The organism is Kribbella sp. CA-247076, assembly GCF_050942445.1.
GTDB lineage: Bacteria > Actinomycetota > Actinomycetes > Propionibacteriales > Kribbellaceae > Kribbella.
On record NZ_CP192051.1, the window covers coordinates 915,509 to 930,711 of the forward strand.

Annotated in this window: 17 protein-coding genes; 10 read left to right on the plus strand and 7 right to left on the minus strand. The window is 68.3% G+C overall.

The genetic code is table 11. The features are described 5' to 3' along the window. The first annotated feature begins 6 nt into the window (after positions 1-6). Complete coding sequence (locus tag ACQPYZ_RS04325; protein ID WP_433165434.1) at positions 7-1,143, plus strand: YeiH family protein; 1,137 nt, start codon at positions 7-9, stop codon at positions 1,141-1,143. On the opposite strand, the gene ACQPYZ_RS04330 is transcribed toward ACQPYZ_RS04325, so the two are convergent. Beyond that, complete coding sequence (locus ACQPYZ_RS04330; RefSeq protein ID WP_433165436.1) at positions 1,128-2,930, minus strand: glycoside hydrolase family 2 protein; 1,803 nt, start codon at positions 2,928-2,930, stop codon at positions 1,128-1,130. The genes ACQPYZ_RS04325 and ACQPYZ_RS04330 overlap by 16 nt on opposite strands. 157 nt (positions 2,931-3,087) lie before the next feature. On the opposite strand from ACQPYZ_RS04330, the gene ACQPYZ_RS04335 reads away from it, so the two are divergent. Beyond that, entirely contained in the window at positions 3,088-3,786 is a 699-nt protein-coding gene (locus ACQPYZ_RS04335; protein ID WP_433165438.1) for an epoxide hydrolase N-terminal domain-containing protein, read from the plus strand. Here ACQPYZ_RS04335 and ACQPYZ_RS04340 read toward each other — a convergent pair. Then, a complete protein-coding gene (locus ACQPYZ_RS04340) occupies positions 3,772-4,638 on the minus strand; it encodes an amidohydrolase family protein (RefSeq protein ID WP_433165440.1) in 867 nt (288 codons plus the stop codon). The two genes, ACQPYZ_RS04335 and ACQPYZ_RS04340, sit on opposite strands and share 15 nt — an antisense overlap. A gap of 85 nt (positions 4,639-4,723) precedes the next feature. Between ACQPYZ_RS04340 and ACQPYZ_RS04345 the strand changes: the two genes are divergently transcribed. The 4 genes from ACQPYZ_RS04345 (at position 4,724) to ACQPYZ_RS04360 (ending at position 7,022) form a co-directional block, all read left to right on the plus strand. Then, the gene (locus ACQPYZ_RS04345; protein WP_433165442.1) at positions 4,724-5,278 is read left to right on the plus strand and encodes a CGNR zinc finger domain-containing protein; all 555 of its coding nucleotides are present in this window, start codon (positions 4,724-4,726) and stop codon (positions 5,276-5,278) included. Positions 5,279-5,452: 174 nt separating this feature from the next. Continuing rightward, positions 5,453-6,268, plus strand: coding sequence for an AzlC family ABC transporter permease (locus ACQPYZ_RS04350; protein WP_433165444.1), 816 nt, complete (start codon positions 5,453-5,455; stop codon positions 6,266-6,268). Next, positions 6,265-6,561, plus strand: coding sequence for an AzlD domain-containing protein (locus ACQPYZ_RS04355; protein WP_433165446.1), 297 nt, complete (start codon positions 6,265-6,267; stop codon positions 6,559-6,561). The genes ACQPYZ_RS04350 and ACQPYZ_RS04355 overlap by 4 nt, the downstream gene beginning before the upstream one ends. A 47-nt stretch (positions 6,562-6,608) precedes the next feature. Then, entirely contained in the window at positions 6,609-7,022 is a 414-nt protein-coding gene (locus ACQPYZ_RS04360) for an ArsR family transcriptional regulator (RefSeq protein WP_433165448.1), read from the plus strand. 44 nt (positions 7,023-7,066) lie between these two features. Here the strand turns inward: ACQPYZ_RS04360 and ACQPYZ_RS04365 are convergent, their stop codons facing one another. Genes ACQPYZ_RS04365 through ACQPYZ_RS04375 form a run of 3 tightly spaced genes read right to left on the minus strand, consistent with a single transcriptional unit; the run spans position 7,067 to position 10,136 of the window. Then, complete coding sequence (locus tag ACQPYZ_RS04365) at positions 7,067-8,314, minus strand: ATP-grasp domain-containing protein (RefSeq protein ID WP_433165450.1); 1,248 nt, start codon at positions 8,312-8,314, stop codon at positions 7,067-7,069. Between the two features lie 39 nt (positions 8,315-8,353). Further along, positions 8,354-9,100, minus strand: a complete 747-nt coding sequence (locus tag ACQPYZ_RS04370; RefSeq protein WP_433165453.1) for an esterase family protein — start codon at positions 9,098-9,100, stop codon at positions 8,354-8,356. Beyond that, positions 9,060-10,136 carry an alpha/beta hydrolase gene (locus ACQPYZ_RS04375; protein ID WP_433165455.1) on the minus strand — a complete coding sequence of 359 codons (1,077 nt, stop codon included), beginning with the start codon at positions 10,134-10,136 and terminating at the stop codon, positions 9,060-9,062. Before ACQPYZ_RS04375 ends, ACQPYZ_RS04370 begins: the two co-directional genes overlap by 41 nt. A gap of 65 nt (positions 10,137-10,201) precedes the next feature. Here ACQPYZ_RS04375 and ACQPYZ_RS04380 point away from each other — a divergent pair, with 65 nt between their 5' ends. The 3 genes from ACQPYZ_RS04380 (at position 10,202) to ACQPYZ_RS04390 (ending at position 12,132) form a co-directional block, all read left to right on the plus strand. After that, positions 10,202-10,549, plus strand: coding sequence for an MmcQ/YjbR family DNA-binding protein (locus ACQPYZ_RS04380; RefSeq protein ID WP_433165457.1), 348 nt, complete (start codon positions 10,202-10,204; stop codon positions 10,547-10,549). 460 nt (positions 10,550-11,009) lie between these two features. Then, positions 11,010-11,270 (plus strand): type II toxin-antitoxin system VapB family antitoxin, encoded by a 261-nt coding sequence (locus tag ACQPYZ_RS04385; RefSeq protein WP_433165459.1) that lies wholly within the window; start codon positions 11,010-11,012, stop codon positions 11,268-11,270. A gap of 61 nt (positions 11,271-11,331) precedes the next feature. Further along, on the plus strand, positions 11,332-12,132 hold the full coding sequence (locus ACQPYZ_RS04390) for a hypothetical protein (protein ID WP_433165461.1): 801 nt from the start codon (positions 11,332-11,334) through the stop codon (positions 12,130-12,132). A 70-nt stretch (positions 12,133-12,202) separates the two neighbouring features. Here the strand turns inward: ACQPYZ_RS04390 and ACQPYZ_RS04395 are convergent, their stop codons facing one another. Beyond that, positions 12,203-12,943, minus strand: coding sequence for a response regulator (locus ACQPYZ_RS04395; RefSeq protein ID WP_433169623.1), 741 nt, complete (start codon positions 12,941-12,943; stop codon positions 12,203-12,205). Then, positions 12,940-14,301, minus strand: a complete 1,362-nt coding sequence (locus ACQPYZ_RS04400) for a sensor histidine kinase (RefSeq protein WP_433165463.1) — start codon at positions 14,299-14,301, stop codon at positions 12,940-12,942. Before ACQPYZ_RS04400 ends, ACQPYZ_RS04395 begins: the two co-directional genes overlap by 4 nt. A gap of 176 nt (positions 14,302-14,477) precedes the next feature. Between ACQPYZ_RS04400 and ACQPYZ_RS04405 the strand changes: the two genes are divergently transcribed. Next, a complete protein-coding gene (locus tag ACQPYZ_RS04405) occupies positions 14,478-15,185 on the plus strand; it encodes a M15 family metallopeptidase (RefSeq protein WP_433165465.1) in 708 nt (235 codons plus the stop codon). Positions 15,186-15,203 lie beyond the last annotated feature (18 nt).

Genomic DNA, 15,203 nt, shown 5'->3' on the forward strand with positions numbered 1-15,203 from the left:
GTAAATGTGCGTACATTTCTGCTGAAGGGGTCCGGGTTCATGGTGCAGGTCGAGGTTAGGCCACTGGCCGTCCCTCGGTTCACCAGATTGCCCGGGCTGGTCGTCGTACTGCTCCTGACCGGGATCGCCGTTCCGCTCGGGCGCCTGGTGCCGGTCGTCGGCGGACCGGTGTTCGGGATCGTGCTCGGTGTGCTGGCCGGCCTGCTCGTGCCCGCGTTGCGCTCGGAGTTGTGTCGGCCCGGATACGCCTTCGCCTCGAAGACGCTGCTCCAACTGTCGATCGTCGTCCTGGGGACCGGGCTGTCGCTCCAGCAGGTCGTCCAGGTCGGCGGCTCGTCGCTGCCGGTGATGCTCGGCACGCTGGCGATCGCGCTCGGCGGCGCGTGGCTGTTCGGCCGGTTGCTCGGGGTCCGCGGGGACACGCAGACGTTGATCGGGGTTGGTACGGCGATCTGCGGCGCGTCGGCGATCGCGGCGACCACGGCGGCGATCAACCCGAAGCGCTCATCGGTCGCCTACGCGCTGGCGACGATCTTCACCTTCAACATCATCGCGGTGCTGGCGTTCCCGCCGCTCGGGCATCTGCTCGGGCTGAGTCCGGAGGCCTTCGGGCTGTGGGCGGGTACGGCGATCAACGACACGTCCTCCGTCGTCGCCGCCGGGTATGCGTACAGTCAAGCGGCCGGCGACCAGGCCCTGGTGGTCAAGCTGACCCGGTCGCTGATGCTCGTCCCGATCGTGATCGCGCTCGTCGTACTCAAGTCTCGCCGGGACACGTCGCGCCGGGACCCGCGGACCATGTCGGATGCGCGGGCCACGGCGGACCCGCGGGCCACGTCGGACTCACAGACCAGGTCGGACGCGCAGACCGCGACCCGTCTGCCGTGGCGGAAGCTCGTTCCGTTGTTCCTCATCGGCTTCCTCGCCGCGGCCGCTCTCCGGACCGCCGGGCTCGTGCCGGTCGCGTGGCTGCCGGGGCTGAGCTTGCTCGGGACCTGCCTGATCACGGCCGCGCTGGTCGCGATCGGCCTGTCGTTGCGACCGCGGGAGCTGCGCGACACAGGACCCAGGCCGCTCCTGCTCGGAGCGGTGCTCTGGGTCCTGGTCGCGGCGGGCAGCCTGGCGATTCAGTCCTTCTCGTAGGCCGCCTGGCGCTCCTGCACGGCCTTGATCCGCGGCACGTCGAGCTTGTTGCTGCGGTCGAAGTTGTAAATCCCGTTCTCTTCCTGGAAGACGTCGGTCAGCTGCGTGTAGCAGTAGCCGAACATCAGCTCGTTGTCGAGCAGTGCGTCGATCAGGCCGGTGAAGCGGGTGTAGAACTCCTCCTCGTCCGCGACCCGCTGACCGTAGCCCCAGGAGTCCGCGCTGCGACCGTCCTTGCCGGCGGCCGCGGCTTCCGCGTTCCACCAGATGCCGCCGAACTCGCTGCAGAAGTACGGCTGGCCGTCGTACGCCAGGGAGATCGGCTTGCCGTCGCGGGTGTTGCCGTACGGCTCGTCGTTCACCAGATCCGCCATCTGCTTCGCGAACTCGGCCGGGTCCTGCTCGTAGTTGTGCGAGTCCCAGACGTCCGTCTCCGGCACCCGGTGGCTGTAGCCGGAGGCGTCCAGCACCGGGCGGCTGGTGTCCGCGGCCTTGGTGGCCAGGAACATCGCGCGGGTGACGTCGTCCAGCTGGGTGATCCGGTCGTGGATCAGCTGGTGCGTCTCGTTCAACGGGCACCAGCCGACGATGCTCGGGTGGCTGTAGTCTCGCTCGACCGCCTCGAGCCACTGGGCGACGTACGACGCCGTCGGCTGCTGGTTGTCGTTGCCGGTGTCGCCGACCCCCGAACCCCAGTCGCCGAACTCGCCCCAGACCAGGTAGCCGAGCCGGTCCGCGTGGTACAGGAACCGCTCCTCGAACACCTTCTGGTGCAGCCGCGCGCCGTTGAACCCGGCCGCCAGGCCGAGCTCGATGTCGCGGACCAGCGCCTCCTCGGACGGCGCGGTCATCAGGCTCTCCGGCCAGTACCCCTGGTCCAGCACGAGCCGCTGGAACACGTGCTTGCCGTTGATCAGGATCGCCTTGCCGTTGATGCTCACCGACCGCAGGCCGGCGTAGCTGTCGGCCGCGTCCACGACGTTGCCATCAGCATCGATCAGCTCGAGGCGTACGTCGTACAGGTGCGGATCGGTGGTGTCCCACAACCGGACCCGGTCGGCCGGGACCTGCAGGGTGAGCCGCGGCGCCAGGTCGAGGTCGGCGCGCACCTGGGCGGTGGCGACCTCGCCGTCGGCGTCCTTCAGGGTGGCCTTGATCGTGTGGCCCGGCTTGTTGGCCGAGACCGGTACTTCGAGGTGGAAGGCGGAGCCGGCGACGTCCGGGGTGATCCGCGGACGGTCGAGGTGCACCGACGGGACCGCCTCGAGCCAGACGGTCTGCCAGATGCCGGTGGTGCGCGTGTAGAGGCAGCTGTGGTTGTGGTACAGCTGGCTCTGCTTGCCGCGCGCCTGCGGACCCTTGTGCGGGTCGCGTGCCCGGACGACGATCGTGGCCTCCTCGCCCGGCCGGGCGACGTTCTTGAGGTTGGCGCTGAACGGCGTGAACCCGCCGCGGTGCCGGACCACCTCGACGCCGTTCACCCACACGGTCGCGTCGTGGTCGACGGCCTGGAAGTGCAGCACCGCGTCGTTCCCGGACCACTCGGCCGGGATCGTCACGGTCGTCCGGTACCAAACCGCTTCGAGGAAGTCGACGTTCTCGATCCCGGACAGCTTCGACTCCGGGGCGAACGGTACGGCGATCCGCTGCAGCAACTCGCGGTCCCGGACCCCACGCTCCAAGCCGGAGTCGCTCCGGTCGATCTCGAACTGCCACTCACCGTTCAGGTTCAGCCAGTCCGGCCGGACGAACTGCGGGCGCGGGTGCTCAGGGCGGGGTTGGGTCATCGGGACTCCCGGAAGGTGGAGAAGTGGGCGAGCACCGACACTACAACGTTGAAATAGCCTCAGCAACAGCGTTTTCCGCGGGCTGAGAACCTGCCTTGTGAGGGGACGGTCTGGTCCGGCGGGAAATGTGTCAGGCTGGGGGTTCGACGGTGGGAGGGTGACGGTGGGGATCGAGCGGGTCGCGGCGGTTCGGCGGCTTCGGCTGCGGGTGGATCCTGGCGGGCTGTACGAGCGGATCCGGGCCTGCGCGGACGCCGAGGACGTCGGGGCCGGGATCGTGCCGCCGGAGTCCGTGGATCAACTGGTCGACTACTGGGTCGGTGAGTACGACTGGCCTGCTTACGAGAAGCGGCTGAACGCCTTCGAACACTTCGCGACCGAGGTCGGCGGGCAGTTCGTGCACTTCATGCAGTCGCGCTCGGCGGCGGACGTCGTACTGCTGACGCATCTGTGGCCGAGCGGGGTCCTGGAAGTGCTCGAGACGGCCGAAGTGCTGCAGGAGCAGCACCGCCTGGTGATCCCGTCGATCCCGTGGACGGCGATGCAGGAGCCGACGGGCTGGGACGAGTTGATGGGCCGGCTCGGGTACGACGAGTACGTGGTGCGCGACGACCAAGGCGCGACCCCTCCGGCGATGCACGCGGTGAAGGGCGAGCGGCGGGGATTGGCGCCGGAGGAGCTCGCCGAGGTCCGGTGGTTCAATGAGAGCCTCAACGCCGTCAACGACGACCAGCAGGTGCGCGCGCTGGTGTCGAGTACGGCGATGCTCGCCTTGAGCCTGCCGGCCGAGAAGCGGGACTCGGTGCTGACCGGGGTGATGGTGGCGTGGTTCGCGCCGCGCTCAGAGGTCGAGTAGACGGGCGCCATTCGTCCAGCAGACGGCGCGGAGCCAGTCGTCCCCGAGGTCCAGCGCCTCCAGTGACGACAGTTGAACGGCGTAGTCGTACGGGATGTTCGGGAAGTCGGAGCCGAGGACGATCCGGTCCTGCAACTCCCCGAGCCGTGCGGTCAACGAGCGCGGGAACGGCATCAGTGCCTCAGTGAACGGCGTCAACGCCATGGTCGTGTCCAGGTGCACGTTCGGGTACGACGTCAGCGCGAGATGCTCGGCGTACTCCGGCATGCCCAGGTGCGCGATCACCGCGGTCAGTCGAGGATGCTTCCGCAGTACGTCGCCGAACGGGCCGGGACCCGTGTGCCGGCCGGGGATCGGCCCGGATCCGCAGTGGACGACGACCGGTACGCCGGCCTCGGCGAGCTGGCCCCAGACGTCGTCGAGTACGTCGTCGCGCGGGTCGTAGTCGCCCACCTGCAGATGGACTTTGAAGACTCGCGTGCCCTGTTCCAACGCCTCGCGGACGTAGTCGCCGGCGCCCGGCTCCGGGTAGAACGTCCCGCTCGGCACGCAGCCCGGAGTCGCGGCCGCGAACTCGCGGGCCCACGTGTTGAGCCACGCCGCCATGCCCGGCTTGTGTGGATAGACGAGCGCCGGAAACGCCCGTACCCCTAACGCATCAAGGGTTTTCAGCCGCTCCTCGACCGAGGTGCGGTAGTTGATCGGCCACGCCGTGCCGTAGTGCTCCGACGCCTGGTCGAAGTACGACCAGATCGCGTTCATCACCTGGTCGGGCAGGAAGTGCACGTGCACGTCCACCAGCCCGTCCAACCCCAACCGCTGCCACCACGTCGGCACATCCTCGTCGCGCACGAGCCCCAGCCTAGACACCCGCCGCGGTTGCGCGTTTGTTGTCTAACAACTCATGATGCTGTTTGGGTGTTAGAGAGGTGGTGGCATGGACTACCGACCCGAGCTGGTCGGCGGGCAACTGGCGGTCGACCTCGTCAACACCGTCGCCTGGCGGCTGGACGAACGGCGCCGCGTCGACCGGATCGCCGATCCGGCGAATCTGCGGAAGTGGCTGACGGCTGCCGGACTTGGGCCGTCGAAGCGGCTCACCGCACGAGAGCTGGGCGAGGTCGTGCGCTGCCGCGAGGCGGCCTATGCAGTACTCCGTCCGCTCGCCGTCGGCGTGGAGCCGGCCGCTGCCGACCTCGTCGTACTGCGGGCCGAGATCGAGCTCGCCGTACGCAAGGCGTCGCTGGTCAGTGCGCACCCACTGACCTGGCAGGCCGCGACCGTTGTGGACGAACTGCGCTTGGCGGTCTGGCGGTTGTTCGAGGACGAGGACCTGGGGCGACTGCGGCAGTGCGATGACGACGACTGCGGCTGGCTCTTCCTGGACCGCAGCCGGAACGGGTCGCGCCGGTGGTGCAGCTCCGCCGACTGCGGCAACCGCGCCCGAGCCCGCCGCCACTACCACCGCCACCAGACGGGAACGACGGCATGAAGCATCCGCAGACGGGAGCGCCGGCATGAGGCATCCGCAGACGGGAGCGACGGCATGAGGCATCGGCAGACGGGGGCGACGGCATGGAGGCATCCGCAGACGGGAGCGACGGCATGAGGCGTCGGCTGACCGGGGCGACGGCATGAGGCATCGGCAGGCGGGGAGCGGTGGGCGGTGATCGAGATCCGGCGGGACGGGGTGGCCGAGGGCATCCGGTTGGGGCTGGGGCCGGCGGGTGCGGCGTTCGTGCTCGCGCTCAGCTTCGGGGCCGAGGCGGAGGCGCGTGGATGGGGATTCGGTCTGCCGGTGTTGTTCTCGGCGTTGGCGTTCTCGGGCTCGGCGCAGTTCACCTTGTTGACGGCGCTGTCGGGCGGGACCGTCGCGGCCGCGATCGCCTCCGCGGCGTTGATCAACGGGCGCTACCTCGTGATGAGCGTCGCTCTCAACGACAGCCTGCACGGCAGCCGGTTGTCCCGCGCACTCCAGGCGCAGGCCCTCGTCGACGCATCGTTCGTCTTTGCCCACCGCAACGATGGTCGGTACGACGTCTCGCGCTTGATCGGCGCCAGCCTGCCGCAATGGGTCCTGTGGGTCCTCGGGACCGCGGTCGGAGCGTTGACCTCGCCGTCACCGGATCTGATGCATCGCCTCGGGCTCGACGTGGTCTTCCCCGCGTTCTTCCTGGTGCTCGCGCTGGAAGAGGTACGCCGTTCCCGCCGAGCCCTCACCGCCTCGTTGATCGGCGCCGTCGTCGCCGCCTTCCTCCTGCTGGTGACGGACCCCGGCTACGCCCTCCTCGGAGCCACCGCAGCCGCACTCATAGGCCTCCTCCCGCAACGCGCCCCGAACCCCCAGCAAGATCGCGCCAATCCCGGCGCCGATCCCGAGTCAGAGCGGGCTGAGGCCGGAGCCGATCCCGCGCGCGAGCCGGTGGAGTCCCGCGTGGAGCCCGAGGCCAGGCGGGCTGAGTCCGGAGAGGAGACGTCGTGAAGGTGTGGCTGGCGGCGTTGGCCGTGACCGTTGTCAACTGGTTGATGAAGGCCGGCGGTCCGCTGCTGATGGGTGAACGCAAGCTGCCGCCGGCAGCCGTCCGGGTCGTCGGCCTGATCGCCCCGGTGCTCCTCGCAGGTCTCATCGTCACCGAGCTGGGCGGGAAACGCCTGGACTGGACCCAGCTCACCGGCGTCGCGGTCGCGGGGATCCTCTCCGTCCTGAGAGTCCCACTCCTGCTGGCGGTCGCCGCGGGTATAGCTCTCACCGCCGGGATCCGCCTCTTCGGCTGACCGCGTCACGCTTCCCAATAGTTACGTAACTACGTACTATCCACAGTGTGGAAGACCCTGTGGATAACCGGCTCGCCGAGCTGGAGCGGCGCATCGCCGCCCTGGAATCCACAGCCACGCACTCCCAGCAGCAGCGCGGGCGTGGTGCGAAGGGGCAGGGTGAAGCGGCCCGGGCGCTCAGGGAGCTCCGGGCGCGTGATGACTGGTCAGGTGTTGCGCCGACGCTGGCGGCGTTGGGTAGTCCGATTCGGCTCACGCTGCTGCGAGAGATCGTCCACGGGCGCACGACCGTGAGCGCCCTCAGCCAGGTCGACGGCCTCGGCACCAGCGGCCAGATCTATCACCACCTGCGCCACCTCACCGCCGAAGGCTGGCTCCACAACCCCAGCCGCGGCGTCTTCGAGATCCCGGCCGCGAGGATCGCCGCCTTGCACGCGATCCTCGCCGCACTCGACGACTGACCACTGGCACGCGCCGCACTACCTGCCGCCCTGCCGGTCGCCCGCTACCCGGCCTGCTGAGCGGCTTGGTCGGAGAGCCACAGGTCGATCAACCCGCGGAAGTGGTCGAGGAACTGGTCGTGCTCGTGCGCCGGGTACGTCGTCGTGACCGTCTGCCGGAGCAGCCGGTCGAAGTCCGGGCCGGCGAACCAGTCGCGCACCCGCAGGTCGAACTCGCCCAGGTGCTCCGCACACCACTCGTGGTACTTCGCGGTCTCGAAGTGCTCGTCCGCCAGCGCCAGGTACGCGTCGACCTTCGCGTCGTAGTCGAGCGACTCGTCGTCGGCGATCTCGAAGTACCGCTCGGTGTGCAGGTCGACGCTGCTGCGCCGGCCGGTCGCGAGTGAGAACACCGACCATTTCACCAGCGCGCTGATCGCCCACGGGAAGTAGTAGTGCAGCGAGGTGACCGCGACGTCCGGGCAGGCGTTCGCGTAGTCGATCGGGTGGACCGAGTCGCCCTTGACCAGCATCTCGCAGGAGTTGAACTCCCAGCCGAAGAACGCGTTCACGATCCGGCTGATCGCCACCGCCTGGTGCCCGGCGGACGGGCTGAGGAAGTCGTGCGAGACGGCGTACCGGTTGTGCATCGGCTCGTCCGGGCGGAAGTCCATCACCATCGTCTCGGCGCCGATCGACAGTGCGCGGGCGAACACGTCGTACTCGATCGTCGCCTGCAGGTGCATCAGCATCTCGCCGGACTGGTCGTACGCGCGGTGCAGGTCGACCTTGTCGTTGATCCGGGACACGCCCCGCCAGCCGCCGCCGTCGAACGGCTTCATGTAGAGCGGGTAGCCGAGGTCCTCGGCGATCGCGTCGAGGTCGAACTCCTTGTTGTACTTCGCCGACGTGTACGCCCACCGCACATTGTCGACCGGGTTCTTGTACGGCACCAGCACGGTCTTCGGGATCTTCAGGCCGAGGCGGAGCATCGCGCAGTACGCGCTGTGCTTCTCCATCGACTGGAAGGTGAACGGCGAGTTCAGCAGGTAGGTGCCGTTCATCAGCGCGGCCTTCTTCAGCCACTCGCGCGGGTGGTAGTACCAGTACGCCAGCCGGTCGATCACCAGCCCGACGCGGACCGGATCGGTCAGGTCGAACGGCTCGATCGTCAGCCGCCGGGAGCCGAACTCGTGCTCGGTCCCGTTCAGCGCGACCGGCCCGACCCGTTGCAGCAACGCCTCGAACGCCTGCGGCCAGTCCTCCTCGGCCCCGAGCAACAACCCGATCAAATGCCGTGAACGATCACCCATGGTGCTCCTTGAGGTCAGAGGAGGAAAGGAAGGGGACTCCTAGCAGAATCGGGGCAGATGGTGAGCGAGCTGCCGTCGCCACCAGGGCCAGTCGTGTGCTACGTCGTACCCCCACAGGTCCAGCTCATGCGGGATGCCCTTCTTCTCCAGTACGGCGGCGGTCGCGCGGGCGGACGGCAACGACCCGGTCGGGTGCGTCTCCCAGTCGCCCTGACCGACCGTGAGCAGGATGAAGACCCGGCTGCGCAGCCAGTCCAGGTGGTCGCCGTCCAGGTTCGGCAGGTAGTCGGCCGGGTTGTTGAAGTACGTCGCGCCGCCGCGCTCACCCCACGCGTGCCAGCTGGACGCGTCGTAGTTGCCGGACTGGCAGATGGCGACCGGGAACAGATCCGCGCGCTTGAACGCGAAGTTGAGCGCGTGGAAGGCGCCCAGACTGCAGCCGGTCGTGATGATGTCGGCGACGCCGGGCGAGTCGGCGCCGATCGCCGGCACCACCTTGTCGACAATCCAACGTTCGTACAATCCGTGCCGTCGGGCGCGGTCCTCGAGCTGGATACTGCGGTCGGACCAGCTGACGTGGTCGTAGGAGTCGACGCAGTACAGCTTCGCCCGGCCGGCCTCGATCAGGTCCGCGACCGCGTCGACCATGCCGTTGTTCTCGTAGTCCCAGGCGCGGCCCTGCTCACTCGGGAACACCAGCACCGGGCGGCCGTAGTGGCCGTAACGGATCACCGTGCCGGGGCGGTCAAGCCCCGGCGCCTCCAGCTCGACCTGTTCCCGCTCCATCAGCCTCACTCCAGGCGCTGCGCAGTAGATCCGTCAGATCAGGATCCAGCACATCACGCCACGCTGTGAAGTTGTGCATGTCCGGCGTTTCGCGGAACGCCACCCGCAGCCCGAGGTCGGCCAGTTTCGCCGCCATCACCCGGTTGTTGTGGACGTTCTCCTCCGGTGTCCCGGCCGTCATCCCGACCACCGGCGTACTCGGCGCCGTGGTTGCCGTCAGCACCTGCTTCACGAACGCGGTGACCTCGGCGTAGTACTCGAACTTCGACTCCTGCGGATCCGTCTCCGGCGTGAAGAACGACCCGGACTGCAGGAACAGCCCGTCGAACGTGCCCGGGTGGTTCCACTCCGCGTGCAGCGCCGCGAGCGCGCCCAGGCTCGCGCCCATCATCACGGGTCGACGGCTCCGGTACTGCGCTTGGATCGCGGGCAGCACGTGCTGCGTCAGGGCGTCGGCGTACTGCGGGTTGGCGGCGTACCAGAGGTTCCTGGAGGTCGGCCGGACGAGGGCGAGGCGGAACGGCGGGAGAGTGGAGTCGGCGATCATCGCGCCGGCGTAGTGCGTCAGGCCGGCGTACGCGGCGAACTCGGGTCCGTCGTGGGACAGCAGCAGCGGCAGCTCGAACGTCGGCGCGATCCCGTCCGGCGCCCAGACCTGGACCTCGACCTCGTCGAGCGGTGTCGTCACGGAGAGTGGAGTGAGCGTCGACGCGATTGGCTCGATCTCGATCCAGGCCGGCTCGACGTACCCGGGCAGCGGCAGCCAGGAGTGCTCGCCGAACGCGCCGCCGACCACCCGCGGGTTGGTCGGATCGGTCTGCATGCCGACGTCGGCGATGTCGAACAGGTACTCCATCCGGTGCACCGACGGCCGGGGGAGACGCAGCTCCCAGCCGTACTCGACCGGCTTGAACTCGAGCAGCTCGGCCGCGAGACCGAGCTCCTGCCACAGCTTGACGCCGGTGTACGCATGCTTACTGTCGGCGAGGCGGAACACCACCTCGGCCCCTTCGACTGCACTCACCACGTCGGCCATTCGATCCACGGTACAGGCGCAATCGCTGACGTCCATTGTCAGCTTTGGCTGGTTATCGTGAGAGCGTGGTCGATCTCACGGACATCAGGGCGGTGACGGCGGACCTGCCGCGCAGTTACGAGGTGCTGGTCCGGGACTCGATCAAGTTCCGGGTCGGTCAGATCGTGTACCTGGCGGTGGCGCCGGACGAGCAGACGATCGGCATCGGCTTCCCCCGGGAGGAGCGCGAGGCCGCCTTGGCCGCCGAGCCGCACAAGTTCCTCCCGCCGCGCCCGTCGGACGAGCGCTTTCGCTGGATCCAGGTCCGCCTCGACGCCCTCGAGTACGACGAACTCCGCGAACTGATCCTGGACGCCTGGTCCATGTGCGTCCCGAAGAAGGTCCGCGCCGAGTACTTCAGCCGCAACGAGTAGGGGCTGACGGCAACCACCTCATCCTCAGGTAGTAGTCCAGAACCGTCCCGAGGACCGATGGGCAACGCCCTCCCGCGACGCACGCTGGAACCATGACCGAAGACCTCTTACCCCGACGCCGCAAAGCCTCAGCCAAAGCCCAAGTCCTCACCGTCCTCCTCCTACCAGCCGCCGCAGCCCTCACCTGGTACCTGATGAGGTAGCCGTCCCCACGCCGGCTCGTGGTGCTGATGTGGTCGCCCCACGCGCCCGGCTACGCGCGCTCCTGCGTCGCGTGCTCGCAGCCGCTCCCACCCGCCCGTCTCGGGTCTGCGGGCTGCCGCCCGCGATCAACCGCCCCGCGGATTCGCCTGCTCGTGCTAGTTGACGTCGGGCGCCCACGTCGCCACGGCGGTGCGACCAGGTAACATGGGGTACCTTGGTACTTGACCACCGGGCCGGTGAGGCAGGGAGCACTGAGATGGCAAACGCACCGATCAAGGTCGATTCGCGCACTGACCAGCTGATCACCCAAGCGGCGCACTTCCTCGGCACGTCCAAGAAGGATGTCGTGGATGAGGCTGTTCGCGAATACGTGGAGAATCATCGCGCGCAGATTCAGCGCGGGGTGCGCGAGGCGCTGGAGCAGCTTGACGGCACGACTGCGAGTTCCGTGCGTCTCCTTGCCGACCTGACGCCCGGCGAGCTTGATGAGATCGGTGGGGTGGACGAGCCGAAGTAGCTGAATTGCGCGACGGGGAAGAACAGATGCGGCGAGATTCAGCTACGAGAGGTGCGTGTCCATGACCGCCGGCGAGGTCGAAGGCGTTCGCCCGACGAAACGATGTTTGAGCGACGTCGGCCTGACATTTCCGCCAGTTAATCAGCCGCTGGCTTCGATCAGCCACTCCCTCATCGAGAAAGCTCAGCAGTTACCGGCAGAGGTTGCGGCCGGCGGCGCTGAGCCCATTCTGTCCTTGAACGATCGTCCGTGGTTCAAGGTGAAGATTTCGTGGCATCGTGGTGCGGCGACGAAGCTCAGGCCAGAAGACACCGAGTTCTCGCAGCTCGTGCGCGAGGAGAATGCATGGTGGTGGATCTGTGCTGGTGGCGAGCGGAAGTCGGACAGCAAGACCGACTTCTACAAGCAGATCGAGGCAGAGGCTGTACGCGCCGGGTCAGGCACTGGAAAAGTCAGTACGCACCACTTGCTGCCGCAGGACATCGACTACAAGCGCCTCCGCGGTGAGACTGCCCACCAGGTGACAGAGGGCATCCGACGCCTGACCCGTCGGCTGATTTATCTGTCGCTGACCACCGGAGGTGTGGCGAGCGCGGAACTCACCGGGCATGTCCTGAAGGCGTGTGTTCGGGCAGAGGCGCAAGAGGCCTACCTCGCGATTGTCGCCGAAGGCTTCATTGACCCCAAGATCCTCGCCGTCATTCTGGCGTCGGTACCGCACGTGAACGCTGCGGACTGGCAAGTCGAGCCGGACGGAGCGATGGGCGTCATCCCGGCCTACGGTCAAATTGTCTATTCGACAATCATTCCGCCGGAAGCGCAGGCAATGATCATCGAGCTCTGCGCTGACGAAGACAACTAGGACGTGTCCTGGTCCACCCCTCCGCGGTTAATGCGCGGCTCCACGGGTGGTCGTTCGCGGGGCGTGGGGGTCAGGTGGTCCAGTGGGTGTTGGGTTCGCCGGGGCGGACTACGCCGGCTTCGTAGGCGACTACTACTGCTTGGACTCGGCTGGAGAGGCCTAGTTTGGAGAGGACGCTGCTGACGTGGGTTTTGACGGTGGTTTCGCTGACGAAGAGTTTGGTGGCGAGGTCGCGGTTGGAGAGGCCCCGGGCCATCCAGACCAGGATTTCGCGTTCGCGGTCGCTGAGTTGGCTCAGGGGGCCTGCCCAGCGGGCGTCGGCGGGCAGGGCCGCGGGTTCTGACGGGCCGGTGCCGACCTGGCGTTCGAGTTCCATGCAGCGCTCGAGCAGGACCCGGGTGGACGCGGGGTCGACCAGTGAGTCGCCGCGGTGGACCGCGCGGACCGCGGACACCAGCAGGTCCGGGTCGGTGTCCTTCAGCAGGAAGCCGGACGCGCCGGCGCGGACGGCGCTCAGCACGTAGGCCTCGTCGTCGAACGTCGTCAGGACCAGGACGGCGGGCCGCGAGCGTCCGGCGGCCTTGTTGGCGGAAGTGATGCGTTCGGTCGCGACCAGGCCGTCCATCACCGGCATCCGGATGTCCATCAGGACGACGTCCGGGTCGTACCGCTCGATCAGCCGGAGGGCCTCCTCGCCGTTCTCGGCCTGGGCGATCGTGGTCAGGTCGGGCTCGTGGTCGAGGATCATCGCCAGGCCCATCCGGATCACGCCCTGGTCGTCGGCGACCAGCACCTTGATCTCGTCGGTCAGCTCTGCGGCGGCAGCCATGCCTGTACTCTCCATCCACCCAGTGGGCCGGCCGCGACGGCCAGGGTGCCGCCGACCGCCGTGGCCCGTTCCCGCATCCCGGTCAGTCCGTTGCCGCGGCCGCTCTCGCTCCGCCGGGCGGTCTCCAGCACGTTCACCGGCGGCGGTCCGCCGCTGCCGTTGTCGTCGATCGTCAGGAGCTCGCCCTGCGGTCCACTCTGCCAGGTGACCTGCGCCGCGGTCGCCTTCGCGTGCACCATCACGTTGGTCAGCGCCTCCTGGATGATCCGTACGGCGGTCAGATCGGTGGCCGAGGTCAGTTGCCGCTGCCGCGACGGAAGCTGCATGGTGACGTCGACGCCGACCGCCTTGAGCCGGTCGCCCATCCGGGCGACGTCGGCCAGGTCGGGGACCGGCGCGGTCCCGCCGCCGGAGCCGGCCGCGGTCTCGCCGGTCGCCGGTGACGCGGTGTTGAGCACCCGGACCGTCTCCCGCATCGCGGTGAGCGCCTCCTTGCCGCTGGCAATGATCCAGCGGATCGCCTCCCGCAGCACTTCGGGCCGCTGGTCGGCCACCCGGTCGGCGGCCTGGGCCCGGATCACCACCGCACTGACGTGGTGGGAGATGACGTCGTGCAGGTCGCGGGCGATGCGGGTCCGCTCGGCGACGGCGGCCCGCTCGGCCTCGACCGCGCGCAGCCGGACCAGTTCGGCGTTCCGCTGCTCGAGCAGGGCGACGTTCTTGCGCCGCCGGAGGGCGTCCGCGCCGAGCAGCACCATGCCGCAGATGAGCGCCTCGGCGAACACGAACAGGGAGACGTCGATGTAGCTGTAGAGGCTGGGGACGTCGCTGGGCAGCTTCTGGTAGCGGTCGCCGCGCAGGATGTCCCGATTCGCGTGACCAAGCACGATCGCGACCACAGTAGGGAGGCCGATCATCAGTCCGGCCAGGCTGCCCATGGTGAAGAACAGACAGGTGAAGCGCCGTACGCCGCTGGAGGCCGCCAGGTAGCCGACGACGAGCAGGGGGACGAGGTGGATCTCCGACTGCAGCGCGGCGTCGCTGATCTCGGGCTGGCCGAAGATTGTGAGGCCGAGCTGGGCGGCGAGTCCGGTGCCGACGGCGGCGTACAGGAACGGGTAGAGCACCGAGACGGCCACGAGCAGCGTCCGCGGGAACCGGCGGGCGAAGGCGACCGTGACGACCAGGAAGATCCCCGTCACGACGGACACCGTCGGGTTCTGCGGGCGCAGAGCGCTGTCGTTGATCATGCTCAGCGCGGTGAACCAGCCCAGGCCGATCAGGGCCGCGAGCAGCACGTCCTGCTGCGTCTGCGGCAACCGTCGCCAGGAACTCCACATGTCGCCCAGCGTAGTCAGCTGCTGTTGGCCCAGGCTTCATCTGCACGGACGGGCAGGCGCTCCAACTTTTGAAGGAGGCTGGGCGTCCGACCTGATACCCAGGGCCGACTTCCGGGTTCTGACGACGGTCCCTGAGGCCGATGTGCCCGCCGCCGTGATCCGAAAGGCTGTACCCCATGAGGAACGACCAACCACCGCGCCGCAGAGGCCCGGTACGGACGCGGTTGCTGTCCGTGACGGGTGCGGGGGTGCTGGTGCTGGCCGTCGGATCGCTGGTGCTGTGGCACGCGCAACTGGGGGAACTGTTCGGTCTCAGTGCCGACAAGGAGCCAGTGGTGTCGAGCCAGAACGCGCCGGCGGTCTCGGAACCGCCGGCCACCCTCCCCGCCGTACCGCCGAAGCCCAAGCCGACGCGCACGCCCCAGAAGACGCCCCGGAAGACCCCCAAGCCCACCAAGACCCCGACGAAGAGCCAGAGCACGACCCGGTACGACGAGGAGAGCATCGACGGACTCTCGCCGACGCTGAAGGCCCGGCTGAAGAAGGCGATGACGGCCGCGAAGCGGGACGGCGTGACGCTCGAGATCACCTCCGGCCGCCGCAGCGCCGCCAAGCAGCAGCGGCTGTTCAACGACGCGATCAAGGAGTACGGCTCCTACGAAGCGGCCACCCGGTGGGTGCTGCCGCCCGAGTACTCCGCACACGTGCACGGCAAGGCCGTGGACATCGGTCCGGCGGCCGCCATGCAGTGGCTGAACCGGAACGGCTACCGCTTCGGCATCTGCCGCCGGTACGACAACGAACCCTGGCACTTCGAGGCCCTCGTCACCCCCGGCAAGAAGTGCCCGCCGCGTGAACCGTACTCGCGGCCCGTCCCCGACTGATCCCACCACAGATGAGGA